General features: G+C 54.4%; 15 protein-coding genes. 11 read left to right on the top strand and 4 right to left on the bottom strand.

Features of this window, described 5'->3' with window-relative positions:
* Nucleotides 1-125 precede the first annotated feature (125 nt).
* Nucleotides 126-2363, bottom strand: a complete 2238-nt coding sequence (glgB, locus tag BMX66_RS11345) for a 1,4-alpha-glucan branching protein GlgB (RefSeq protein WP_090882433.1) — start codon at nt 2361-2363, stop codon at nt 126-128.
* 311 nt (nt 2364-2674) lie between these two features.
* Here glgB and glgC point away from each other — a divergent pair, with 311 nt between their 5' ends.
* The 11 genes from glgC (at nt 2675) to BMX66_RS16155 (ending at nt 20142) form a co-directional block, all read left to right on the top strand.
* A complete protein-coding gene (glgC, locus tag BMX66_RS11340) occupies nt 2675-3952 on the top strand; it encodes a glucose-1-phosphate adenylyltransferase (protein WP_090882251.1) in 1278 nt (425 codons plus the stop codon).
* Nucleotides 3953-4043: 91 nt separating this feature from the next.
* Nucleotides 4044-5744, top strand: coding sequence for a glycoside hydrolase family 57 protein (locus BMX66_RS11335; protein WP_090882249.1), 1701 nt, complete (start codon nt 4044-4046; stop codon nt 5742-5744).
* A gap of 295 nt (nt 5745-6039) precedes the next feature.
* The gene (locus BMX66_RS11330; RefSeq protein ID WP_090882247.1) at nt 6040-8124 is read left to right on the top strand and encodes an alpha-amylase/4-alpha-glucanotransferase domain-containing protein; all 2085 of its coding nucleotides are present in this window, start codon (nt 6040-6042) and stop codon (nt 8122-8124) included.
* A 182-nt stretch (nt 8125-8306) separates the two neighbouring features.
* On the top strand, nt 8307-8630 hold the full coding sequence (fdxA, locus tag BMX66_RS11325) for a ferredoxin FdxA (protein WP_090882245.1): 324 nt from the start codon (nt 8307-8309) through the stop codon (nt 8628-8630).
* 25 nt (nt 8631-8655) lie between these two features.
* On the top strand, nt 8656-11421 hold the full coding sequence (locus tag BMX66_RS11320; protein ID WP_090882241.1) for a PD-(D/E)XK nuclease family protein: 2766 nt from the start codon (nt 8656-8658) through the stop codon (nt 11419-11421).
* Nucleotides 11418-15089: a UvrD-helicase domain-containing protein gene (locus BMX66_RS11315; protein ID WP_255398925.1), complete on the top strand. Its 3672-nt coding sequence runs from the start codon at nt 11418-11420 to the stop codon at nt 15087-15089. The genes BMX66_RS11320 and BMX66_RS11315 overlap by 4 nt, the downstream gene beginning before the upstream one ends.
* Before the next feature lie 46 nt (nt 15090-15135).
* Complete coding sequence (gene mltB / locus BMX66_RS11310) at nt 15136-16248, top strand: lytic murein transglycosylase B (protein WP_090882239.1); 1113 nt, start codon at nt 15136-15138, stop codon at nt 16246-16248.
* Between the two features lie 66 nt (nt 16249-16314).
* A complete protein-coding gene (locus BMX66_RS11305) occupies nt 16315-17772 on the top strand; it encodes a sensor histidine kinase (RefSeq protein WP_255398924.1) in 1458 nt (485 codons plus the stop codon).
* 12 nt (nt 17773-17784) lie between these two features.
* On the top strand, nt 17785-18438 hold the full coding sequence (locus BMX66_RS11300) for a response regulator (RefSeq protein ID WP_090882233.1): 654 nt from the start codon (nt 17785-17787) through the stop codon (nt 18436-18438).
* 261 nt (nt 18439-18699) lie between these two features.
* Nucleotides 18700-19119, top strand: coding sequence for a hypothetical protein (locus tag BMX66_RS11295; RefSeq protein ID WP_255398923.1), 420 nt, complete (start codon nt 18700-18702; stop codon nt 19117-19119).
* A 633-nt stretch (nt 19120-19752) separates the two neighbouring features.
* Nucleotides 19753-20142, top strand: a complete 390-nt coding sequence (locus BMX66_RS16155) for an SDR family oxidoreductase (RefSeq protein WP_090882230.1) — start codon at nt 19753-19755, stop codon at nt 20140-20142.
* Between the two features lie 334 nt (nt 20143-20476).
* Here BMX66_RS16155 and BMX66_RS11285 read toward each other — a convergent pair whose 3' ends face one another.
* From BMX66_RS11285 to BMX66_RS11275, 3 genes are all read right to left on the bottom strand, one after another.
* The gene (locus BMX66_RS11285; RefSeq protein ID WP_090882228.1) at nt 20477-21550 is read right to left on the bottom strand and encodes an ABC transporter ATP-binding protein; all 1074 of its coding nucleotides are present in this window, start codon (nt 21548-21550) and stop codon (nt 20477-20479) included.
* 15 nt (nt 21551-21565) lie between these two features.
* Nucleotides 21566-23251 (bottom strand): ABC transporter permease, encoded by a 1686-nt coding sequence (locus tag BMX66_RS11280; RefSeq protein WP_090882226.1) that lies wholly within the window; start codon nt 23249-23251, stop codon nt 21566-21568.
* A gap of 159 nt (nt 23252-23410) precedes the next feature.
* The gene (locus BMX66_RS11275) at nt 23411-24424 is read right to left on the bottom strand and encodes a Fe(3+) ABC transporter substrate-binding protein (RefSeq protein ID WP_090882224.1); all 1014 of its coding nucleotides are present in this window, start codon (nt 24422-24424) and stop codon (nt 23411-23413) included.
* Nucleotides 24425-24499 lie beyond the last annotated feature (75 nt).

The raw sequence follows: 24499 nt of genomic DNA, 5'->3' as shown, positions 1-24499 counted from the left end.
TTGATTTTGCTGCTGTCCGGCGGGGGAGCGAAAACGTGAAGCGCTCGGGTGCATTTACACTTCAGGTTTCCATCCAGCGTTACTTCATTTGCAGGAATGGCTTCCCGGTCGCGTTCCCGTTATGGTCAAGTGCGAACCTTATCCATCGCATCCGCCAGCACCGGTGTACCACTCGATATTTCGAGCGAAAGAATGATCCCTGCAAGTGGCGGGAGGTTGACAACGATTGAATCGGGCCGCCCCATCCACGGTTTGCCTGTCGTATCGATGACGCCCATGTTACCCAGATTACTGCCGCCATAATACGAGGAATCGCTGTTGAATATCTCGTTATATGCGCTTCCGGCAGGAACGCCGATACGGTAGCGCCCGCGAGGCACGGGTGTAAAATTGAGTATCACCACTACAAATGAGCCATCGCATGCGTAGCGCAAATAGCTGATAACGGAGTTGTCAGCGTCGTGACAGTCTATCCATGCGAAACCCTCAGGTAAAAAATCGCGTTCGTGCAGTGCGGGGATACTGCTGTACAAGTGATTGAGGTCGCGCAACGCCGCCTTTACGCCACGGTGTTGTTCGTGTTGTAGCTGATCCCAATTCAGTTCTCGCCTGGAGTCCCATTCACGTCCCTGAGCGAATTCGTTTCCCATGAAATTAAGTTTTTTACCGGGATAAGTCATTTGGTAGGTAAACAATAGACGCACATTTGCAAATTGCTGCCAGGCATCCCCCGGCATTTTGCCTAGCAGCGATCCCTTGCCATGCACCACCTCATCATGCGAAAACGGCAGCACAAAATTTTCGCTGTAGGCATACAATTGGCCGAACGTGAGCTGGTCCTGGTGGAAACGGCGATGAACCGGATTATTCCTCATATAGGATAGCGTGTCGTTCATCCAGCCCATATTCCATTTCATGGAGAACCCAAGGCCGCCAAGATGGGCAGGACGGGATACGGCTGGCCATGAGGTGGATTCTTCCGCCAGTGTCAATGCGCCGGGGAATTCCTCGTGCACCATGATATTCAGTTCGCGCAGAAAATCGATGGCTTCCAGATTTTCCCTGCCGCCATATCTGTTGGGCAACCAGTCGCCCTGCTTTCGTGAATAGTCCAGGTAGAGCATGGACGCAACAGCGTCCACCCGTAATCCGTCCATGTGAAACTCGGATAACCAGAAATGAGCGCTCGACAGTAGAAACGATTTCACCTCGTTGCGCCCGAAATTGAAAATATGCGTACCCCAATCCTGATGCAGCCCCATGCGCGGATCTTCGTGTTCATATAGTGCGCTGCCGTCAAATCGGGATAAGGCAAATATATCTTGTGGAAAGTGCGCCGGCACCCAGTCGAGAATTACGCCGATATCTTCCCGATGGCAGGCATCAATGAAAAATTTCAAGTCATCCGGTGAGCCATGGCGACTGGTGGCGGCAAAATAGCCGGTGGTCTGGTAACCCCAGGATTCGTCAAGCGGGTGCTCGGAAACAGGCATCAACTCGATATGGGTGTAGCCCATGTCCCGTACATAGGGAATCAAATGCCCGGCAAGTTCGCGGTAAGAGTAGAAGCGTCCGTCAGGATGCCGTTTCCAGGATCCGGCATGAATTTCATAAATATTCAGCGGGGCCTGTAGCCAATCTCTTGTTCTCCGGTTTGCCATCCACTCGGCGTCCTCCCAGATTGTCTCGCCCAAATCTGGCGTACGCGCCGCATTATTGGGTCTTAGCTCATAATGTGTGGCGTAGGGGTCGGTTTTGAGGAGGACCGCGCCACTATCGCGGTTGCGTATTTCGTACTTGTAGAGTGAATTTGGCGGAATACCGGGAATGAATAATTCCCACACCCCGCTAAAACCGTGAACCGCCATCGGATGCATCCGCCCGTCCCATCGGTTAAAGCTGCCCACGACGCTGACACGCTCGGCGTTAGGGGCCCATACAGAGAAAAGCACACCGTCGATACCGTGGCTCTCCATGGCATGGGAGCCTAACGTACGATAAGCCTGGCGCAATCGGCCTTCATTAAACAGATACAGGTCATAATCGGAGATTTGCGGCAGAAAAGCATAGGGGTCATAGGTTTCGTATACCGGTCCCTCCGGTCCCGCGTTGCCATCTTCGACACGCAAGAGATACGGGAGGGGCGGTAAAGCGGCGCCGCGCCATTCGAAAACTCCGACGGGATGCATGCGCGTCATCGGCTCAAAACTGCCTCCTGTATCAACCCATACCTTTCTGGCATACGGATAGAATACCCGCACCAAGCTATAATTATGCTCAATGCGGGCACCCAGGTAACTGAAAGGATCATGCAGCCGTGCGGCCAACAGCGCTTCCAGCAGTGGGTTGACCTCGACAGGCATGCCTTGTTTTATCAGATCGGGATGCATGCGGCGATTATAGCTCGCGCAAGGCCAAGGGGGGCAGGATCGTGAATGATCAAACCTGGCGGTAGAAAACATCGCACTGCACGGATATGGGGATGAAACGGGAAGCTTCTTGAGGTTGCGGCAATATCCCGCGTTCAAGGGTTGCACTTCCTGGCATCCCTTGTCGTACAATAGTAAGCTACGATCTTCGCCTCGCGCATTATAATCATCCGATTTGCCGCTCTGAGGGCAAATGAAATAGCGGAAATAGCGCTCCACGCAAGACTTATTCAAGGGTTTTCCAGATGAAAGGAGAGGCTGACCTGCGCTTCCACAGTCAGATTACGCGTAACTCGATAGCAATGATTCTGGCAGGCGGCCGCGGCAGCCGCTTGCGGCAGTTAACGGATTGGCGCGCAAAGCCCGCGGTGCCCTTCGGCGGCAAATTCCGCATTATTGATTTTCCGCTTTCCAATTGCGTTAACTCCGGGATTCGCCGTATTGGCGTCGCTACTCAGTACAAGTCGCAGAGTCTGATCAGTCATATCCAGCATGGATGGGGTTTCCTGGATGGGCGATTCCATGAATTTGTTGAGTTGCTGCCGGCTCAGCAGCGAATCGAGGAAACCTGGTACCAGGGAACCGCCGATGCGGTGTATCAGAATATCGACATACTTCGCGTTCATAATCCGGAGTACGTGCTGATCCTGGGCGGCGATCACGTTTACAAAATGGACTATAGCAAGCTGCTGGCCGATCACGTTGAGAAATCCGCTGACATGACTGTCGCATGCGTTGATGTGCCCCTGGAGACAGTGAATGCTTTCGGTATCATGAGCGTGAACGAGGATCTGCGTGTCACCAGTTTCGCGGAGAAGCCCGCCACGGCTGCTTCCATACCCGGTAAGCCCGGGTACGCGCTTGCAAGCATGGGCATCTATGTGTTCAAAGCATCGTTCCTGTTCGAACAGCTGATTCATGACCATGATGACAAAGACTCGTCGCATGATTTTGGGAAGGATTTGATTCCGTATCTGGTACCTCGCCGCCGGGTATTCGCTCACCGATTTCTTGACAGCTGTGTCAACATGGTGTCAGGTGTGCCATACTGGCGGGACGTGGGTACGGTTGATGCGTATTGGGAGGCGAATCTCGACCTTACTCACGTCACACCTGATCTCAACTTATATGATCAGGACTGGCCGATCTGGACTCATCAGGAACAGCTGCCACCCGCCAAGTTTGTTTTCGATGACAACGATCGGCGGGGCCAGGCACTGGACTCCATGGTTTCCGGCGGTTGCATCATCAGCGGGTCAACGGTGCGCCGTTCTTTATTGTTTTCCAATGTACAGGTACGCAGCTATAGCAGTATTGAAGACTCGGTGATACTGCCCAATGTGGATATCGGCCGGCACGTCCGACTGAGACGGGCAGTGGTGGACAAGAACTGTTTGATTCCCCCTGGTCTGACCGTGGGATTTGACCCGGAAGAAGATCGTAAGCAGTTTCATGTCACTGAAAATGGTATTACTCTTATCACTCCGGAAATGCTCGGACAGAAAATACATTATGTCAGGTGAGGAATGAGGGGCGGCAAGATAGCCAGGGTATAAACGAAGAGCGTCGCAGTCGCACGGAGCTTTCAGAGTTCCTTTCCATCAGGTCAAGATAATGCAACCATTGAACTTTATCCTGCTGTGGCATATGCACCAGCCGGATTACCGCAATTACGAAACTGGCGAGTTTATGCTGCCATGGGTGTATCTGCATGCCATCAAGGATTACAGCGACATGGTATCCCATTTGGAAGCACATCCCTCCATGAAGGCGGTGGTTAATTTTGTGCCGGTGCTACTGGATCAGCTGGAGGATTATGCGGCGCAGTTCGCCATGGGGCAACTACGGGATCCGCTCTTGCGTTTGCTGGCCACGCCCGATCTGGAACAGGTCTCCACAAGAGATCGTCTGCGAGCATTTGACAGTTGCTTCCGCAGCAATCATGTGACCATGATGCAGCCCTATCCCGCGTATAAACGCTTGCACGATATGCACGAGGCGTTGCGGGAACGTGGCGAGGCCGAGCTGGCTTATCTTTCAGGCCAGTATTTGTCGGACCTGCTCGTCTGGTACCACCTTGCATGGACCGGTGAGAGCGTGCGTAGGGACAATGAGGCCGTGGTGAGACTGATGACGCAAGGCAGGGGTTTCAGCTACGCCGATCGGAAGCAGTTGCTCGATGTGATTGGGGAACTGATACAGGGATTGATTCCCCGCTATCGCAAGCTGGCTGAATCAGGTCAGATCGAACTTTCCACCACACCGCATTACCATCCGCTTGCGCCGCTGTTGATCGATTTTTCGTCCGCGCGTGATAGCGAGCCCGGCTCGAATTTGCCAATGGAAACCATTTATCCGGGGGGAAAAAGCCGTGTGGCGCGTCAGTTGGATTCAGCCATCGAAAGTCATGTGCGCCGCTTTGGTATTACCCCCCGCGGGATATGGCCTGCGGAAGGCGCAATCTCCGCGCCATTACTGGAAATTCTGGCCGACCACGGCTGTCAATGGAGCGCCAGCGGGGAGGGTGTGCTGGCCAATAGCTTACAAATGTCGAATGCACCCGAACCCCTGCCTGAACGAGGGCGCTATCTTTACCGCCCATATCGGGTAGAGGGCGGGGCCGGCGGTGTCACATGCTTCTTTCGCGACGAGAAATTGTCGGACATGATCGGCTTCGAATACTCGAAATGGTTTGGGCGTGACGCTGCGGAGCATTTGGTGCACTCTCTCGAGGACATTGGCCGTAATGCGACTCCGGGTGAGAATCCGGTGGTGAGCGTAATCCTCGATGGCGAAAATGCCTGGGAATATTACCCCTACAACGGATATTATTTTCTCAACGATCTTTATGAAATTCTCGAAAACCACGATTCGATCCGGGTTACCACTTATCAGGACTATCTTGCCACCGCAAAGCAAGTCGACGTTGTCACTTTGCCGGTACTGGCGGCGGGCAGTTGGGTATACGGATCATTTTCCACCTGGATAGGCGATCGGGACAAAAATTGCGCCTGGGATCTGCTCTGTGCGGCCAAGCACAGTTATGACCTTGTTATGCAAAGCGGCCGTCTGACTGATGAGGAAAAGGCTAAAGCCGAGCGGCAGCTGGCTTCCTGCGAAAGCTCTGACTGGTTCTGGTGGCTAGGCGATTATAATCCGCCATATGTGGTATCGAGTTTCGACCAGTTGTTCCGCGATAATCTGGCTAATCTATACGGCCTGCTGAAATTGCCGGTACCCGAAACCGTACGCGAACCTATCAGCCAGGGTGGAGACGCTCATGAGTTGGGTGGCGCCATGCGGCGCGCTTCGTAGCGAACTTCTGAGCATTCGTAATTTTGCTGTCCGGCGGGCAAATGAGCGCTACAGGGGTTTAGGGATTTATTCAGGATCCCAAATGGCGCTTATCAGCCCCGACTGACTATTTTCCAACTGATATCTTTATTGCTTAAGCAAGCCGAAACGGTTTCGGCCACATCTCTCTCGCTGAAATGGCCGTTTCGTGACGAGAGGGATATAGCTATGATGCGGTTCGCTTGATCGGCGCCGACGTTATGTTGGTTGGGATCTGCGCAAATTCTTGGCTAAGTTTTTTTCTCGAGGGGTATCGATGACCCGGCCCATCTCGCTGCTTTTTGGCGTTCACGCTCACCAGCCGGTCGGTAACTTCCCAGAGGTTCTTGCCGATGCCCACATGCGCTGCTATAAACCCTTCCTGCAAGCACTTTATCGCTACCCGGAATTCTGTTTTGCAATGCATATTTCCGGATGGCTGTTGGACTATCTGATTTATCACTATCCCGAAGACATGGCATTGCTGAGGAAAATGGTGGCGCGCGGACAGGTCGAGCTATTTGGTGCAGGGGATACAGAGCCAGTATTGGCGGCCATTCCCAATCGTGACCGGATCGGACAGATCCAGACGTTTTCCGATAAGCTGGAGAGGAAGCTGGGGCAACGACCGCGAGGTGCGTGGCTGACGGAACGCGTGTGGGAAACAACCGTTGTTCCGGCGTTAGCGGATTGCGGTATCCGCTACGTTATCGTGGACGATTACCATTTTCTCTGTGCCGGCAAAACCCTGGCGGAACTGGACGGCTATTTCACTACCGAGGAGGACGGACGTAAACTCGATCTGTTTCCCATTTCCGAAGCATTGCGCTACCGGTTGCCGTTTTCGCCGGCTGAGGACGCGGTAGCTTATATCGAGTCTCTCGCTGGGAACAGCGCCCCCGGACATGGCAATGCGGCGGTCTATTTTGATGATATCGAAAAATTTGGCATTTGGCCGGAGACTTACGAGTGGGTGTATGGAAAAGGCTGGCTGGAGAGCTTTATTCAAAATGTGCTGGCCTCGCCCATGATTCGCACCCAGCACTACGGCGATTACCATATTGCTGGAAGAACCCGCGGTGTAGTGTATCTGCCAACCACTTCCTATATTGAAATGAACGAATGGACTCTCCCTGCCGAGCCCGCCAATATTTATGCGCACCTGGTGCGGCAGGGGAAGGCGTCTGGATGGTATGAGGACAATAAGGCGTTCCTGCGCGGCGGAATCTGGAAAAATTTCTTTTCTCGTTATCCTGAATCCAACTGGATGCACAAACGCATGTTGGGCCTTTCCACGCGGTTCGCATCGCTGCCACAGCCACAACAGAGCAACGCCATGAGGGATAAGCTCTATGAGTCCCAGGCCAATGATGCATACTGGCACGGTTTGTTCGGGGGCTTGTATTTGCCCCATTTGCGCCGGGCGGTATTCAGGGCAATTGTGGAACTGGAAGCGATGCTCGATGCGTACGGGCCGCGCCCGGCACGATTTTTGGAAGATACCGATCTTGACGGGACGGAGGAAATGTATTTACAGAACGGCGTGATTCAGGCCGTGTTGAAGCTGGATGGGGGCGCCAGTGTTTGCGAACTGGATTCCTATGTATTGAAGCATAATTTTGGCGATACATTGCAGCGCCAGACGGAACATTATTATCAAAAAATTGATCAAAGTGTGTACGGCTCACATGGGCACGGCGGCACCGGTATCGCTTCGGCGCACGAGCGAGTCAGTTTCAAGCATAAAATAGATGCCTTGGATTTAGTGGCTGATGACCATGCGCGGGGGTTGTTCGTAGACCGTTTGAATGGGGGATTTATAAGCTATGAGCATGAAGCGTTGGCCGCTGATGATATGCTTTGCCAGGCGGAAGCATTTTCGCTTCACGTAAAAAAGAGCATCGGGCTTGCAGATAATCAGCTGCAAGTGTCGTATCTTTTCGCAGACGAAGCCCAAGGCATATTCAGTACCGAGATCAATCTGGCCATGCCGAGTTGTGACGGCTGGAGCGGGCGCTATATTTATCAGGATGAAATTCCTTGTGGTTTCGGTGAGCCGCTTGAATTATTCGCCATGACCGGCATAACACTGGAAGACGATGCACTGGCGGGGAGTATTGAGCTGAAAGTTTCATCTCCGGTGGAATTAAGGGCGCAACCCTGTTATTCCGTTTCGCAGTCGGAGGAGGGCTTCGAAAAAATCATGCAGGCTGTGACGCTGATACTGGAGTGGCCGGTGATGGCTGGGGAAGTGTTTATTTCTTTGGCAATTAATCCAAAAGCAAAACGCCGTGCCGGGATAATTGCCGACAGCGCGGCGGCAACAGGCAGAATTGCATACACGAGCCGCGCAATGCAGTAAGCAGGATCAAGGCGATACGGGACGTCATCATTGTATGGCTAGAGTTCCGGTGTTCCTATTCAAGCCTGATTTTCGGCTCAAACCCATACTGGCAGCCTGGTTTGGGTTGTAGAGTTATAGCGGCGTTCGTAAAATTTCTGGTAAAATTGAGAATTCTCAAAAGAGCCCAGCAAGGATCCATCATGACCTATGTAGTAACCGAAAGTTGTATTAAATGCAAATACACAGATTGCGTGGATGTGTGCCCGGTGGATTGCTTTCGCGAAGGGCCCAATTTTTTGGTGATTGATCCGGACGAATGCATAGATTGTACTTTATGCGTGGCTGAGTGCCCAGTGGAGGCAATTTTCTCCGAGGACGATGTGCCCACGGATCAACAGCATTTCACTGCACTGAACGCCGAATTATCCAAAGCCTGGAAACCCATTATTGAGAAAAAGGACGCGTTGGCAGATGCGGACGACTGGGCAAAGGTAACAGAAAAACTGGACAAACTCGAACGCTGATCCGGCAGCGGTCGCTTTTTGCCGCATGTCACCCATTCTGAATTTTCCACAAATTCTTCTCAGTGAGATTCTTGCGGACTATGACCTCGGTATAAAAATCGATGTCATGACGATTGTTACTCCCAACCGTCGGCTCGCGACAGCACTGAAGCGCGAGTTCGACAGGGTTCAGACTGTCAAGGGAGTATCTGTCTGGGATTCCGCGGATATTCTGCCGGTCACCGCATTCGTCGAACGTCTCTACGAGGACGCGCTTTACTCCGATGGAGCGCCTCATTTACCCATTCTGCTTACGCCTGCTCAGGAGCAGGTGTTGTGGGAGAAGGCCATTTCCCATTCGGCAGCGGGCGCGGTCCTGCATTCTGTTGCGGAAGCCGCGCGGCTTGCCCGGGAAGCGTGGCAGCTCGCTCACGCTTGGAACCTCATTCCACGACTCAGGAACTTTCCGCTGAACGAAGATGGCAGAGCATTTCGTGATTGGTCGCAATTTTACGAGCAAATAACCGCCCGAGCGCGCCAGATCGACCGCGCGCGGCTTCACGATCTGGTATCGGAGTTATGCCAGTATCCGGAAGTGAGCAAACCGAAGCGCCTGATTTGCTACGGTTTCGATATTGTCACACCCCAGTTGGCAGCGTTACTGATCAAGCTCGAGGAGTATGGTTGTGAAGTAATGCTTGCTCCGCCGTCTCAGGGCGCATCGCCACCCGAGTCGAGCAACCCCATCCGGCGTGTGGCATATGATGACCGCAGCGAGGAGATTTACCATGCGGCAGTATGGGCACGAGAGCGAATCGAAGCCGACGGCCAGGTTCGCATCGGTGTCGTGGTTCCAGGATTTTCAGAGCATCGAAGTACGATCATGCGGATATTCAACTCCGTGATGGAGCCGGACGTTCAGCGATCATTACCAGGTACGGCAGGGCGCATTCCACCGTTCAATGCATCGCTGGGTTTGGCTCTGACCTCGTATCCTCTGGTAAACGCCGCGTTCCTCATACTCGAACTGGGTGCGGGGGAAATCGAGTTTGAACGCGCAAGCATTTTGCTCCGCTCACCTTTCATCGGAGGTGGCGAGACCGAGATGATCCATCGTGCCCGGCTCGACGCCCAGCTACGCAAACGCGCGGCGCCCATGATTACGCTCGAACGATTGCTCGCCCTGATCGAGCGTGAACCGGGCAGTACAAACTGTCCGGTCCTTGTGAGCCGCTTGTCTGTTTATGACGAATTTCGCAAGACGAAGCTGCTCGGTTCACAAGCGCCCTCAATGCTGGCCAGAGCGATTTTGGAAGTCCTCCGGATCGTAGGTTTTCCCGGCGAGCGCGACCTGGATTCAGTTGAATATCAGACAGTCAAAAAGTGGCAGGAAGTGCTTGCCGATTTCGCTGTCATTGACAACGTCATGCAACATACCGGCTACGGCGAAGCGTTGTCGCGCTTGCGCCATATGGCGGCCGATACGCTGTTTCAACCCGAGACGCCGGATGTTCCCATCCAGATACTGGGGGTTTTCGAGGCCGCGGGCATGGCGTTCGATCATCTTTGGGTTATGGGGTTATCTGATGAAGCATGGCCGCCGCAGCCACGACCGAATCCGTTTCTGCCAATCGAACTACAACGAGCCGAGCGGTTACCCCAAGGCTCGGCGGATTCGTCTCTCGAACTCGCGCGCCGGCTCACTGACGCATGGCTGACGGCGGCGAAAGAGGTTATTTTGAGTCATCCGCGGCATGGCGGCGACCACGATACGCGCGAACTCTCGCCCAGCCCGTTGATAGCGGATATTGTTGTTTGCAAGCTTGTGTTGCCTGATTATGCCAGCCACCATGATTTTATCCATGATGCACGCCGGCTTGAGCGCTTGAGAGATGACGAAGCGCCACCGATGCGTATGGACAGTGCCAAAGGCGTTACGGGCGGCATGGCGGTGATAAGAGATCAGGCGGTCTGCCCATTTCGAGCATTGGCGGTGCATCGATTGGGCGCGGAAGGCGTTAGAGCGCCTCGCCCGGGACTGGATGCAATGGAGCGCGGCACATTGGTGCATCATGTACTCGCCCAGGCATGGGGCCGACTCAAGACCAGAAGTGCGCTCGATACCATCAGTGATGAAGACCTTGAAGCGGTACTTATGCGTGCCGCGGAAGCCGCAGTCGCACGCATTCAGCGCGATCGTCCAGCTATAGGACGTTTAGCAGCGATTGAGCAACGGCGCCTGATGCGCCTAGGGCGGGAATGGCTCAACGAAGACAAAAAGCGCGATGACTTCACGGTCGTGGCGATTGAAGACAAACGCAACATCGACATAGGCGGGCTTGCATTGGCGACCCGGCTCGACCGGGTAGATGAACTCGGTGACGGGCGCCGCCTTGTTATCGATTACAAGACGCGGGCTCCATCGGTGAGCACCATGCTTGGCGATCGTCCGGAGGAACCGCAATTGCCCCTGTATCTTGTAGCTGCCGAGCCGGATGCCGTGGCAGTCGCATTTGCGCAGGTCAAGACAGGCGAGATGCGGTTCACTCTGCTTGTGCGCGACAGCGATCTGCTGCCCGGCGCCAAGGCGTTTTCAGAGTCACGCCACGGCGATGCATACGGCTCATGGGAGGGCCTCGTCGCAGCCTGGGGCGCGACGCTTGAGCGCCTCGCTGTCGATTTCATTGCGGGCCATGCGAAAGTCGATCCCAAGAAATATCCACATACCTGCCGCAACTGTGACGTGCGGTCGCTCTGCCGGATTCATGAACGGGCAGGGGGCGAGTTTACAGAGCAGGGAGGCGGGGGGTGAGCAACGCCTCGTCCATGCTGAATACGCCGGTTCCTACGGCTGAACTTGCGCCTGACCTTGCGTCCGACATCGTGCCGGACTTTGATGAGCGCCGCCGTGCCCTCGATCCCACGCGTTCTTTTATTGTTCAGGCGCCAGCCGGATCGGGCAAAACCGGCCTTCTGATTCAGCGCTATCTCACGCTGCTTGCGACTGTCGAAGAGCCGGAAGAGATTATTGCGATTACATTCACGCGCAAAGCCGCTGCGGAGATGCGGGAACGTCTGATGGCGGCGCTTGCGCAGGCCGACAAAAAATTTAATCCGTCCGTAAGACCCCAAACCGGACAGGAGACCGAGCATGGAAGACTAACTCGCGAGCTCGCTGAAGCAGTCTTGCGGCGCGATAGTCACGCTGGCTGGCATATTCTCGATAATCCGGCACGTTTGCGTATTCAAACATTCGATTCATTATGCGCCTCGCTTACGCGCCAGATGCCCATGTTATCGGCGTTCGGCTCACAGCCGGAAACCGTCGAGGACGCGTCCGATTTATACCTTCAAGCGGCGCGTGCAACCATCGATCTGGTCGAGGGGGGAGACGCCCAGGCGCAGAATATGCAGCGCTTGCTGGAACATCTCGATAACGACGTGGCACGGGTCGAAACATTGCTCGTTGAAATGCTCGCGCGGCGCGACCAATGGCTGCGCCATATTCATGGCAGAGACCGCGATGAGCTGGAAGCCGCGTTGAAGAACACGCGGCAGGACGCGCTTAAGCGCTTGTGCACGTCATATCCAGCCTCGATGCAAGACGAAACGGTTGAGATTGTGCAGTATGTGGCTGACAACTTGGCGGATAACGACAGGGGTTCGGCTTTTGCCGGGTACGAGCAATTCGGCAGGCTCAGCAGAATGCCTGGCGACGGAGAGCAGGACGTCGGCTGCTGGCACGCCATCGCCGAACTGCTGCTCACAAAAGACGGCTCGTGGCGCAAGCAGCATACCGTAAGAGATGGATTTCCGCCTGGCAAGGCCAAAGCCAGTAAAGACATCGCGAAGGTATGGAAAGACAGGGCGTGTGCACTCGTCTCGCTGTTGTCCGCAAATGATGAGGGCGCGCTTCGCCAGGCGCTGCACGAAGTTCGTCTGTTGCCGCCGCCGGCTTATACCGAAAAGCAATGGGAAGTACTCGGCGCGATCACGCAACTGCTGCCGCTGGCGGCGGGACAGCTCAAGCTTGTGTTTCAGTCATGCAACAAGGTTGACTTTACCGAGGTCGCGCAAGGCGCGCTGCGAGCACTCGGCGAATCCGAGATGCCTACTGATCTTGCTCTCGCGCTCGACTATCGTATCCGGCATTTGTTGATAGATGAATTTCAGGATACGTCGATCAGTCAATATGAGCTGGTTGCGAAACTTACCGCAGGATGGGAATCGGAGGATGGTCGCAGTTTGCTGGCCGTTGGCGACCCCATGCAATCCATTTATCGTTTTCGCGAGGCCGAGGTCGGGTTATTCCTTCGCGCCCGTGCCGGCGGAATTGGCAACGTCATACTGCACCCGGTTTCCCTTTCCACCAATTTTCGCTCGCAGCGCGGCATCGTGGATTGGGTCAACGACACGTTCGCGGAGGTGATGCCAGAGCGGGAGAATATCTCGATTGGCGCCGTGCGTTATACACCGTCCATTGCAATGCACAGCTTGCTTGACGGCGCGGCGGTCAGCGTACACCCGTTTTTCGATGATGACCATGCCGCCGAGGCGGTAAAAGTGGTAGAGATTGCCATGCAAGCGCGGAACGCTGATCCCTCCTCGACAACCGCAATCCTGGTGCGCAACCGCAGCCATCTCAACCAGATCGTCCCCCGGCTCAAGGAAACAGGAATACGTTTTCGCGCGATTGAAATCGAAGGACTGGGCAACCGCCAGGTTGTGCAGGATCTGCTGGCCCTGACGCGGGCGCTAGCGCATCCGGCGGACCGAGTGGCATGGCTCGCGCTACTGCGCGCGCCATGGTGCGGGCTCACGCTTCTGGACATGCACGCGCTCGCTTCAACGCAAGCGGAGCCCGCCTCCGACGATACGGATGATGTGGCTGCTGTCAATGCAGCAGGAAGCGGGGGAGAAAGTACCAGGGGAGAAAGTACCGCGGGGGCAGGCAACCGGACAGTGTGGGAATTGATCAACGATGATGCATGCACGGCACGGATCTCCTCCGATGGGCATGCCCGCTTGCTGCGTGTGCGTGAAGTGCTGAAGGTGTGTATGGCCAATCGCTGTCGCCAGTCTCTGCGGTCGACTGTTGAGGCAGCATGGCTTGCGCTGGGAGGTCCCGCGTGCCTAAATGATGCAACAGACTCGGAAGACGCCGCAGCCTATCTTGACTACCTTGAAGCGTACGAAAATACCGGGAGAGTTCTCAGCCTGGCTGCACTGGAGGAAGGACTCGCCAGGCTTTTCGCATTACCCGACGTGAAAGCCGACGAAACGTTACAGATCATGACCATTCACAAGGCCAAGGGGCTGGAGTTCGATTGCGTCATCGTGCCTGGCCTGGGCCGTTCCTCGCGCAGTAATGACAAGAAACTCTTCATGTGGATGGAGCATTTACGGGGTGAGTCGCTTGCTGGAGAGAGGGAAGGAGAAAACGAAGGTAAGGACTTGTTGCTTGCACCGATTCAGGAAACCGGAGCGGACGCCGATCGCATCTATTCCTGGCTGGAAAAACTGGATGACGAAAAAGCTGATCTTGAGGACGGGCGTCTGCTCTACGTGGCCGCGACACGCGCGCGGCAGCGCCTGCATCTGCTTGGCAGTGCGGGTATTGCTCATGGACAGGAGGGCGGGTTTGAACTGAAGCCGCCCGCGCGAAAAACATTGCTGAGCAAAATCTGGCCCGTGGTCGAACCGGTCTATGCAGAAGCCGCGGCACGAGCAATATCTTCGGATATGTCGATTGCCAACACGGATGGTAAAGAAGATGGCAACGAAGATGGCAGCGCACAGAGGAAAGGAAGAGAATATATGATCGATCAGTCGCTGCGGCGCCTTGTATCCGACTGGGCGCTGCCTGTCGCCCCCCCACCTGTACAGTGGAAGGCTGAGGTGAAAATCGCGCCAGCCCAGGGAGATGTAGAATATTCGTGGGCTGGCGAAACGGCGCGTCTTATCGGAAACGTTGTACATCGCTGGTTGCAGCGTATTGCCGAGGACGGGGTGGCGAACTGGAACGTGGAACGGATTCAGGTTTTGCGCGACACTTTCAGGCGTCAACTGCTTGCGTGCGGTATGGTCAATAACGGGAGCGATATGGACGCGGCAATCAAGCGCGTGATGACAGCGCTTGTCCATGCGGTGAGCGATCCGCGCGGGCAATGGCTGCTTGGTCCACAGCAGGACGCTCGCAGTGAACTGCGCATGACAACGATTGTCGGGGGAGAATATATGGACCTCGTTATCGATCGCACTTTTCGCGATGCGGATGGTCGGCGCTGGGTCGTGGATTACAAAACCAGCAGCCATGAAGGCGCAGACCTGGAAGGATTTCTCAGCCGTGAACAGGAGCGCTACCGTATTCAACTCGACCGGTACGCCGCGCTTATGCGCATGCTCGATGGGCGGCCGGTGAGGCGGGGACTATATTTCCCGCTGCTCAAGGGATGGCGGGAATGGGGTGACGAGGAGTGAAGAAGCCAATGAGGAGTGAAAGAAGCTGAGCGGGAGTGAGAAAGCGATGAGCTTATTGAAAAGATTCAGGGAAATATCTATCCGGTTTTTGATCGTGCGTATCGATAGTGGCAAGAGGCCGGTGGTTGTCCGCGCTTTCTTGTCCGGAAAAATCAGATGGTTGCGCCTGTATGCATTTGGGCTTCTGGCACTCGCCGGATGTGCCGCGATCGGTGCGACGGGTTCCACCGCCGCGCCGGCGCAGCTGCGGCCGGACATCGAAACCTTTATCGGTGAGATGGTGGAACGGCACGGATTTACCCAGACTGAACTTGAGCAGGTCCTCCGTGCAGCGCAGTTTCAGCCGTCGATAATCAATGCGATTTCCAAGCCGGCTACTTCAAAGCCGTGGCATGAGTTCCGGCCGCTCCTCGTGACACCTCAGCGTGTTACTGACGGCGTTGCCTTCTGGGATAGTCATGCCATAGTGCTGGAGCGGGCGCGCAGAGAATTCGGCGTTCCCGAGGAAATCATCGCCGCGGTGATCGGTATCGAAACAAATTATGGCGTACAGAGCGGCAGGCATCGCGTGCTGGACGCACTTACTACGCTGGCGTTTGATTATCCGAAGCGCGCCGAATTCTTCCGCAACGAGTTGGAGCAATATCTGCTGATGGGACGGGAACAGCGTGCAGACATACTGAACATCAAGGGTTCTTATGCCGGTGCTATCGGTATCCCACAATTCATGCCCAGCAGCTATCGCCGATATGCGGTGGATTTTGATAATGATGGTAAAGCCGATTTATCCCGTAGCACGGCAGATGCCATTGGCAGCGTCGCGAATTATCTGAAGAGCTATGGCTGGGAAACGGAACAGACGGTAGCGGTTCCCGCGCTGGTTAACGGTGAAGACTATCGTCAGGCTGTGTACTCGGGGAGCAAGCCGTTCTATACAGTCAAGGAAATGAGAAAATTGGGTGTCGCGCCGCAAGCGCCTATATCTGGCGACCGTCAAGTGACGCTGATCGAGCTGGAGAACAAAGGCGGGAACGAGCACTGGTTGGGTTTCAATAACTTCTTTGTCATTACCCGTTATAACCGCAGCGTGAATTACGCGATGTCAGTATTACAACTGGCAGCGGAAATACGTGCGGCGAGAAATTTGACTTTGCAATAAGAGCGCTTGCCGATTTGGATTTCATGTTTTAGCATCTTCCAGCACTGCTCGTGCCGCTGCAAACGAATGATGAAGTCTTCAATGATCAGCCAGGAAAAAAACCAAGCGGACGCAGCTCATCCTTCTATGGATGAGCCTGCAAGCGCAGGTCAGGCACTGCGCGAGCGTCTGAAGGAAATCACCTGCCTATATGAGATTCGCCGCGGCCTGGGGCCGGAATTATCGGTGGAGAATGTCTGCCGACAGATTTTCGAACACCTGATACCGGCCATGCAATTTCCGGAGATTGCTACCGCCATGATCGAACTCGATGGCAGTCGCTTCACCTCCGAGAATCACGGCCAAGGTCCTGCGCACGAGCTGCAATCGGAGATCAGGGCCAACAACAAACCCTGCGGGCGGTTATGTGTCTTTTATCCCGAAGATATACCATTCCTCGTGCCGGAAGAGCAGCGGCTCATCGACGCTGTCGCCAGTGATCTGGAGAGGTGGTTCGAGCGCAAGCAGATCGATGAGGCGCTGCGCGAGCGTCTGAAAGAAATTACGTGTCTCTACGAGATCCGCCATGGCATGGGGCTGGAATTGTCGGTGGATAATGTCTGTCAGCAGATTTTTGAGCACCTGATTCCGGCCATGCAATTCCCGGAAATTGCTACCGCGATGATCGAGCTCGATGGCAGGCGCTTTACTTCCGAGAATCATGGCCGGTATCGTACGCACGAGCTGCAATCGGAGATTAAGGCCAACAACAAACCCTGCGGCCGGTTGTGTGTCTTCTATCCCGAGGACAAACCATTCCTGGTGCCGGAAGAGCAGCGGCTTATCGACGCTGTCGCGAGTGATCTGGAGAGCTGGCTTGATCGCAAGCGTCTGGAGCAGACGCTGGTTTCCATTGCAGAAGAACACCAGCGTTCGATTGGTCAGGAATTGCACGACAATCTCGGCCAGCAGATTGCTTCGATTGGTTATCAAGCCAAGGCGCTGGAGAAAAAAATATCCGCATCGGGGAGTGTGGATGCGGCAACCGTCGCAGCTTCCATCGCAACCCAGGCGCAGATCGCCGTGATGCAATGCAAGCAGCTTGCTCAGGGGCTGCTTCCATTTGAACTGGAGACCAATGGTCTGATGGGTGCGTTGCGGGCGTTTGCATCGAGAATTTCAATCACTTATAAGATTACTTGTGATTTCGTATGCAAAAATGAAGTCATTATCAAGGATAAGAATCTCTCGCTTAATCTTTACCGGATTGCCCAGGAAGCTACCAATAATGCAATACGCCACGGCCGCGCGCAACACGTGACAATTTCGCTGGTTTCCGAGGGAGGAAAGCTCTGCCTGTCGATACGCGATGACGGCGGCGGCTTTGCCGGTTTTAACACGAAATACGGAGCATCGCCCGGAATGGGCATTAAAATCATGCAATATCGTGCCAGGCAGCTTGGCGCGATATTGGAATTTCTGTCGCACTCCGAAGGGGGAATGGAAGTGCGGCTGGAAATGCGGCTGGAAATGCGAACAGGGTAGGAGCTTCCCGCTATGTCAGCCTTGAAAGCACAAGTAATGCTGGTCGACGATCACGCCATGTTGCGGCACGGCATGGCGATGCTCATCAATCTAGAGCCGGATATGGAGGTATTTGCCGAGGCGGGCGACGGCGAGGAGGCGCTGGCCGCACTCAAAGCGGGACATGAGGCCGACATCGTGTTAATGGACGTGTCTCTCAAGACCCTCTCCGGTTTCGAGGTCATAAAAAGCATGCACGTCCAGGTTCCGGCATTACCCGTACTCGTCGTCTCCATGCACGACGAAGGCGTGTATGCCGAACGCGCTTTGCGGGCTGGCGCGCGCGGCTACGTGATGAAGCAGGAGCCGGGTGAAGTGCTGGTAACCGCTATCCGCGAGGTGTTAAAGGGGAATATTTATCTGAGCAAGCCGATGCACGCCAGGCTGTTGAATCGGGTCGCGACCGGAAACTCGAAGCCTGAACCGTTGATTAACAGTCTGACCCCCAGTGAGTTTGAGGTACTGCATTTGATTGGATCCGGACATAGCAGTCAGGAAATTGCCAAGTTGCTTAACCGCAGTATTAAAACTATCGAAACGCATCGCTTCAACATTCGTACCAAATTGAACTTGAAAGACGGCGCCGATTTGATACGTTATGCCACCCATTGGACGAAAGCGCAATAATGAACGCTGCCATACGTTTTATGTCAGGGCCGGAATTCTTTCTGAGCGGTTTTATACAGCCGCCGGGTCCCCAATATTATCAACATTCTATTAGCCACTTCCGACATATAAATGTTACATAAGGGTTTCCCTTAGTTAAAAACCAGGGTTTCCCCAATAGTTCAATAGTATGGACTGAGTTAGGATGAAGCTACTCTCATTCTATTTGGGTTCATTACTATTATGAAAACAAAATCGGGAACATTTGTTGGAATCTTGGCTATGCTTGGCCTATTGGCTTCCTGCGCGCAAATGGGTCCTATGGAAGCGCAGAATGACAATATTCGTACGGCTGCAACGAATGCGAGAACCTATGCCGACCATGATAAATTGGTGAAGCAATATCAACGTACCGCCAAAGAAATGCTGGTAAAGGCGGAGGAGCAAAAGAAACTGCTTCAGCACTATGAAGAAAAAAGCTATCTTTATGGCAGGCAGGCACAAGACAAGCAATCGCATACTTTGGCTTTATTGCATAAATACGAGCGAACTGCGGAGGAAACCATGAAGCAGGCGGCTTTTCACCAGAAAATGGCCTTGGAACTCGCCGAGCGCGGTGATACCGCTTCAGCGGAAATACCGAGTGGGCGAAACCTCAAGAATAATGCCAGGGTCGGATCAGACTCCAACGATCAGATTTGAAGTTCCGTAGTCCTCTATAAGGCGTAGGTGCGCACTGTATTGGCAACATAACAGACCAACCAGTTCGAAGAATGACATCTCGTACCAACTCGGTTGCTCTGCCAGGAGCGCACCTGTTTCCAGTTCCAAAATTTAATGGCTGATCGGAACAGGCGGCCGGTAATAACACGGTCGACCATGTCGCAATGGCGACATGGTCGTGGCCCTGCGACAGTATTGCCTTACTAGCTCGAAGCCTTTCATCTCCCGCATCGAAGGCAAGATCACAATACACCTTGATCTGCCGGTCCGCTTCTGGTATTCATTAGATCAGCAGTAGCGGGGTACTGCCCCAACCGGATGTGAATACATAACATAGCCTATCTTGCTGCTTTCCTGGCGTTCGCTGGGTATCCTGATTTAACTCGCGGCTTCTCGGGGTCGTAGTGCGCATCCTGCATCGCTCTCTCTCATATATTGTAATGTAATGTAGATACGTTATTACCTGTTCCATTGCGTGCAGCTTCTGGTCCGCAACAGATTTGGCTTTACCCTGTCTGACTAGCGGATCGCTACCACCACGCAAGATCAAGGATATTCAAGCCTGGTGCAACGCTGAAGCTGCTGTGGACGCTGCGGGGTGTGTTTCTGTGCATGAAGCATGAAATCCCATTGATGCTCGAGCAAGGGGGCGGCGCCATCGTAAACACCTCTTCGGGCGCTGGGATTAGAGGTTTCAAAGGGGGCGGGGCCTATGTCGCCGCGAAGCACGGCGTGGTTGGTTTGACCAAGTCGGCGGCTCTCGACTACGCGCAGTCGAACATCCGTATCAGCGCCGTGTGCCCGGGGATCATCGACACGCCGATGATGGATCGATTCAGTGGTGCGACCGCTGAGGGACGGCAGGCGGTGATTGCGCAGGAATCGGTGGGGAGAACGGGTAGGCCCGAGGAGATCGCTGCGACGGTTGTATGGTTGTGTTCGGATGCGGCTAGCTTCGTCGTCGGGAGCGCCATCGTTGTCGACGGTGGCCAGACAGTATAGCGACGGTCGAAGCCAGACGGCCTACGACGAAGCTGCAAGGCGCTGTTGTGCCATGAGCATGTCGACTGCCGCCAGACCGCACCGCGCCGCGTACCCGGTGCCTTCCGCTGGGGTGGCGTTTGTCGCCTCGGCCTGCCTCGCTGGTGTTCGTCTTCGCGGCGGCCGGCACCCGATTCCCGCTCTTCAACATCTACGGTGCCGGTAGATGCAAGCTCTTTTGCAGATAGCATGAGCATGAGCGCTCCGTTATTTGCAGTTAAGCTAAACCCAAAAAAGCGTCAAAATGCGAGCCCGGCTGACTTCAAACGCGAGCCATTACAAATAGGGGCAGCGGCTACGATGCGGATCGGCTGAATGCCACAACATGATCTGTTTCCAGCCTGATGCCTATTTTTTCGCCTATGGCGTGATTGTGATGGCTGGGTACCAGTGATAGTGCAGTGCTACCGCCGGGCAGGCGCAAGGTGTACATGATATCGGCGCCACGGAAAGCCTTGTTTATCACCGCTGCTCGAAGCGGGCTGTCATCATCATGCACGATGTCATCCGGTCGAATCAGCACATCCACTGAATTTCCCTCACGGCATAGCTGGCAATCCTGAATGCATTGATGAGGGATAACTCCTGCCAGCGTTCCAAGCTCGATTTCAACATGGCTCGGGTCGAGCATCTTGCCGGGGAGAAAAACCCCCTGGCCAATGAAATTTGCGACAAACCGGTTGGCGGGCTTGTGATAGAGGTTATACGCGGTATCCCATTGCTGGATTTCGCCAAGATGCATGACGCCGATCTCATCCGCGATTGCAAAAGCCTCGTCCTGGTCATGCGTCACTAAAATAGCGGTGGCGTTCTGACTCTTGAGAATCTCGCGTACTTCCACGCTCAAACGCCCGCGCAGGGTCACGTCCAGGTTGGAGAAAGGTTCATCCAGCAGCAGCAAATCGGGCCGTGGAGCTAACGCTCGCGCGAGGGCTACGCGTTGCTGCTGGCCTCCCGACAGCTGATGAGGGTATTTTTCCGACACGTCGGTAAGGCCGACGGTCTGCAGCATTTCCGCAATACGTCCCGCGCGCTCCGTTTTTTGCATGCGATGGAGGCCAAAGCCAATATTGGCCTGGACTGTCAAATGAGGAAACAATGCATAGTCCTGAAATACCATGCCGATATGGCGCTGTTCGGGCGGCAAACAGAAACTTGCGTTACTTATCATGACGCCGTTGAGTAAAATTGCGCCAGCCGAAACCGATTCAAACCCGGCAATACATCTTAATACAGTCGTTTTACCGCATCCGCTGGGGCCCAGCAGGCAGCCGATCGCGCCTTTTTTCAGTATAAGCGATAAATCGTTCACCACCCTTTGCAGGCCATAGGCATGCCGGATATTCCTGAGCTCAAGCAGCGCGTTCATTGCCTTAAGTTAAAATTATCTTTCAGTTTGCCGCACAAAAAATATCAGGGGGAGCAGACCCGCCACCACCAGAGCCACTGCGGGTAGCGCAGCCTGTTCCCATTCGCCTTCCGAAGTCATTTCAAAAATTCTCACCGAAAGGGTATCCCAACCGAAGGGTCGGGTCATCAGGGTGATGGGCATTTCCTTCATTACATCCACGAAAACCAGCGTGGCGGCCGTGAATATCCCGCCTTTCAGAATAGGCAGGTGTACGCGGCGCAGCGCGGCCCATCCGCTCAAGCCAAGTCCCAGGGCGGCCTCGTCTATGCTGCCCGTGATACGCTGCATGGCGCTGTCGATGGGGCTGTGGGTTACTGCGAGGAAACGCGTCATATAGGCGATCAGCATGGTGACGAGAGTGCCCTGGATGAGCAGTCCTGTCTCTATATGAAACAGTTGCATAGCCATTTCGCTCAACTGGTTATCCAGCCACGCTATCGGAATGAAAACGCCAACTGCCAGAACGGCGCCAGGCAAAGCATAGCCGATAGTGGAAATGCGCACCGCAGCGCGAGTAACCGGATCAGAATGACGTCGTGCCGCGTAGACCACAAGTAGCGCGACGGAGCAGGTGAGTACGGTGGCGAAAGCGGATAGCAGCAGCGAATGCCAGAGAAATTCCAGGTATCGCTGGTCGAAGGCACGTGCGAAAACACGCGCCGCCCAAATGCTCAGTTGCATCACTGGCAAGAGAAATGCAAAAAACAGCGCGCCCGAGGCAAAGCCAGCGACGGCCCATCCACGCCAGCCGGTGAGTGGAATGCGGTCGGCCCTTGCACTCTGCCTGACTTCGGCATAGCGTATGCGCGAACGGAATTGTTGTTCCAGGACGATCATGGCGAAGACGATCACAATCAGCAACGAGGCGAGCTGAGAGGCTGCAGGCAAGGAAAACATGGCGAACCAGGCTTTATAAATGGCGGTGGTGAAGGTGTCGTAATTGAAGACGGCTACCGTGCCAAAATCAGCCAGAGTTTCCATCAGCACCAGCATCGTGCCGCCTGCAATCCATGGACGCGCCATGGGCAGCGACAGCTTGAAAAATCCTTGCGTGCGATTCAAGCCCAACGATTGCGCAGCCTCCAGAGAGCGTTTGCCCTGAGTGAGAAATGCATTGCGTGTCAGCAGATACACATACGGATAAAAGGCCAGAACCATGACAACGATGACACCCAGCCTGCTGCGCACATTCGGAAACCAGGGCAAATCCGACCCTAGCCAAGCGCGCAGCGCTGTTTGCACTGGGCCAATATAATCGAATAGACCCAGTGCGACGAATGCGGTGACATAGGCGGGAATGGCGAGCGGTAGTAATAGCGCCCAGGAAAAGAATTTGCGGCCAGGGAATTCGCAAACCGCCGTGAACCATGCCAGGCTTACTCCTATCAGGGCGGAGCCGGACGCCACCCCCAGAGCGAGCCAGAACGTGTTGACCAGCAGGCTGGCCAGTGTCGTTTCAACCAGATGTTCCCAGACATCGCCAGTTGGAGCAAAAAGTGATGAGACGACCGTGCCGATGGGCGCCAGCACTAAAGCGGCAACTAAGAATGGGATCAGGCGCCAACCTGTTGAAGTACGCTGAGTGGAAGTCGAGAAGCCGAAAAAAGCTTTTCTCGTGCCTGTCTCATTCTCCGTTGGGTGAAGCGCCTCATCTTTCACGCACTTTAACCTAAATCCGGCAGTTGACGGAAAGGGGCATACGCACTTCGCCTGGTAGCGATTTCGCCGAAAAGCTGAAGGTCATGTAACGAAAAAAATTTATGAGTCATGATGCCAAGCGAAAAAAAGGCGATCAGCTGCCGCGTTCAGGTTCAGCGCCTATCGATAGCCAGCACGGTCCATCAGCTTTACCGCTTCGGCTTGTAACTCTCCCGCTTTGTTCACATTTATCGTATTCTGTTTAAAGGTCCCCCAGGCGGCTACCGCCGGATCGATTTTCACTTTTGGGTTGACCGGATATTCCATGTTTACGTCGGCGAACAGGTTTTGCGCTTTCTCCGACGACAGAAATTCCAGCAATTTGACTGCAGCGTCTGGATGACGGGCATATTTGGTAACACCTGCACCGGAGATATTTACGTGCACGCCGCTGCTTTCCTGATTAGGCCAGAAAATCGCCAGTGGCAGTGCAGGGTTCTTTTCCATCAGGCGGCCATAATAATAGGAATTTGCAATGGTGACATCGCATTTGCCCGCGGCGACAAATTCCATTGCTTTGGTGTCATCGGACAGAGGATCAGTGGCCAGATTATCCACCCAACCTTTCACGATTTGTTCGGTCTTCGCCTCGCCGTGCTCAGCAATCATCATCGCCACCAGCGACTGGTTGTATACTTTCTTGGAAGTACGGAGGCACAGCCGTCCCTTCCACTTGGGCTCGGCCAACGCTTCGTAGGTAGAAAGATCCGAGGGCTTCACTTTGTCTGTGTTGTATATAATAGTGCGAGCGCGTACCGACAAACCAAACCACTGTTTCTGTGGATCACGCAGATGGGCGGGAATATTGGCTTCCAGCGTTTTTGACTCGACGGGGCGCAACAATCCTTCCCGCGCAGCCTCCCACAGGTTGCCCGCGTCCGAGGTGATCAGCATGTCGGCGGGAGTGTTTTTTCCTTCCGCCTTGAGGCGAGCGAGCAGGGGGCCTTCCTTATCCGTGACAAATTTTACGTCGATGCCGCTTTCTTTTGTGAAAGCGTCGAACATGGGCTTGATGAGTTGTTCGATCCGGGCGGAATAGACAACGACCTGCTCAGCGCGAGATGCGCTGGCGGCAAACAGGGTGACACAACAAAACATTACGGTAAGATAATGGTTGAAGCGGGCGTTCGACATTATTATTTACTCCATATCAACAGCGGGACCAGTCATAATCATATTATAAATGATAATAATTATCAGAAGCGTCGC

Origin of the sequence: Nitrosovibrio sp. Nv6 (assembly GCF_900110495.1) — a bacterium.
Lineage (GTDB): Bacteria > Pseudomonadota > Gammaproteobacteria > Burkholderiales > Nitrosomonadaceae > Nitrosospira.
The sequence above is the reverse complement of the archived record's forward strand: the minus strand, read 5'-3'. Positions and strand labels throughout refer to the sequence as shown.

Excerpts from the sequence above, each read along its gene's own strand:
- BMX66_RS11285 (WP_090882228.1), bottom strand. The coding sequence starts at position 21,550 with ATGAACGCGCTGCTTGAGCTCAGGAATATCCGGCATGCCTATGGCCTG.
- fdxA (WP_090882245.1), top strand. The coding sequence starts at position 8,307 with ATGACCTATGTAGTAACCGAAAGTTGTATTAAATGCAAATACACAGAT.
- BMX66_RS11305 (WP_255398924.1), top strand. The coding sequence starts at position 16,315 with ATGATGAAGTCTTCAATGATCAGCCAGGAAAAAAACCAAGCGGACGCA.
- BMX66_RS16155 (WP_090882230.1), top strand. The coding sequence starts at position 19,753 with ATGAAGCATGAAATCCCATTGATGCTCGAGCAAGGGGGCGGCGCCATC.
- BMX66_RS11335 (WP_090882249.1), top strand. The coding sequence starts at position 4,044 with ATGCAACCATTGAACTTTATCCTGCTGTGGCATATGCACCAGCCGGAT.
- glgB (WP_090882433.1), bottom strand. The coding sequence starts at position 2,363 with ATGCCTGTCGAGGTCAACCCACTGCTGGAAGCGCTGTTGGCCGCACGG.
- BMX66_RS11320 (WP_090882241.1), top strand. The coding sequence starts at position 8,656 with ATGTCACCCATTCTGAATTTTCCACAAATTCTTCTCAGTGAGATTCTT.
- BMX66_RS11300 (WP_090882233.1), top strand. The coding sequence starts at position 17,785 with ATGTCAGCCTTGAAAGCACAAGTAATGCTGGTCGACGATCACGCCATG.
- mltB (WP_090882239.1), top strand. The coding sequence starts at position 15,136 with ATGAGCTTATTGAAAAGATTCAGGGAAATATCTATCCGGTTTTTGATC.
- BMX66_RS11275 (WP_090882224.1), bottom strand. The coding sequence starts at position 24,424 with ATGTCGAACGCCCGCTTCAACCATTATCTTACCGTAATGTTTTGTTGT.
- BMX66_RS11295 (WP_255398923.1), top strand. The coding sequence starts at position 18,700 with ATGCTTGGCCTATTGGCTTCCTGCGCGCAAATGGGTCCTATGGAAGCG.
- BMX66_RS11330 (WP_090882247.1), top strand. The coding sequence starts at position 6,040 with ATGACCCGGCCCATCTCGCTGCTTTTTGGCGTTCACGCTCACCAGCCG.
- glgC (WP_090882251.1), top strand. The coding sequence starts at position 2,675 with ATGAAAGGAGAGGCTGACCTGCGCTTCCACAGTCAGATTACGCGTAAC.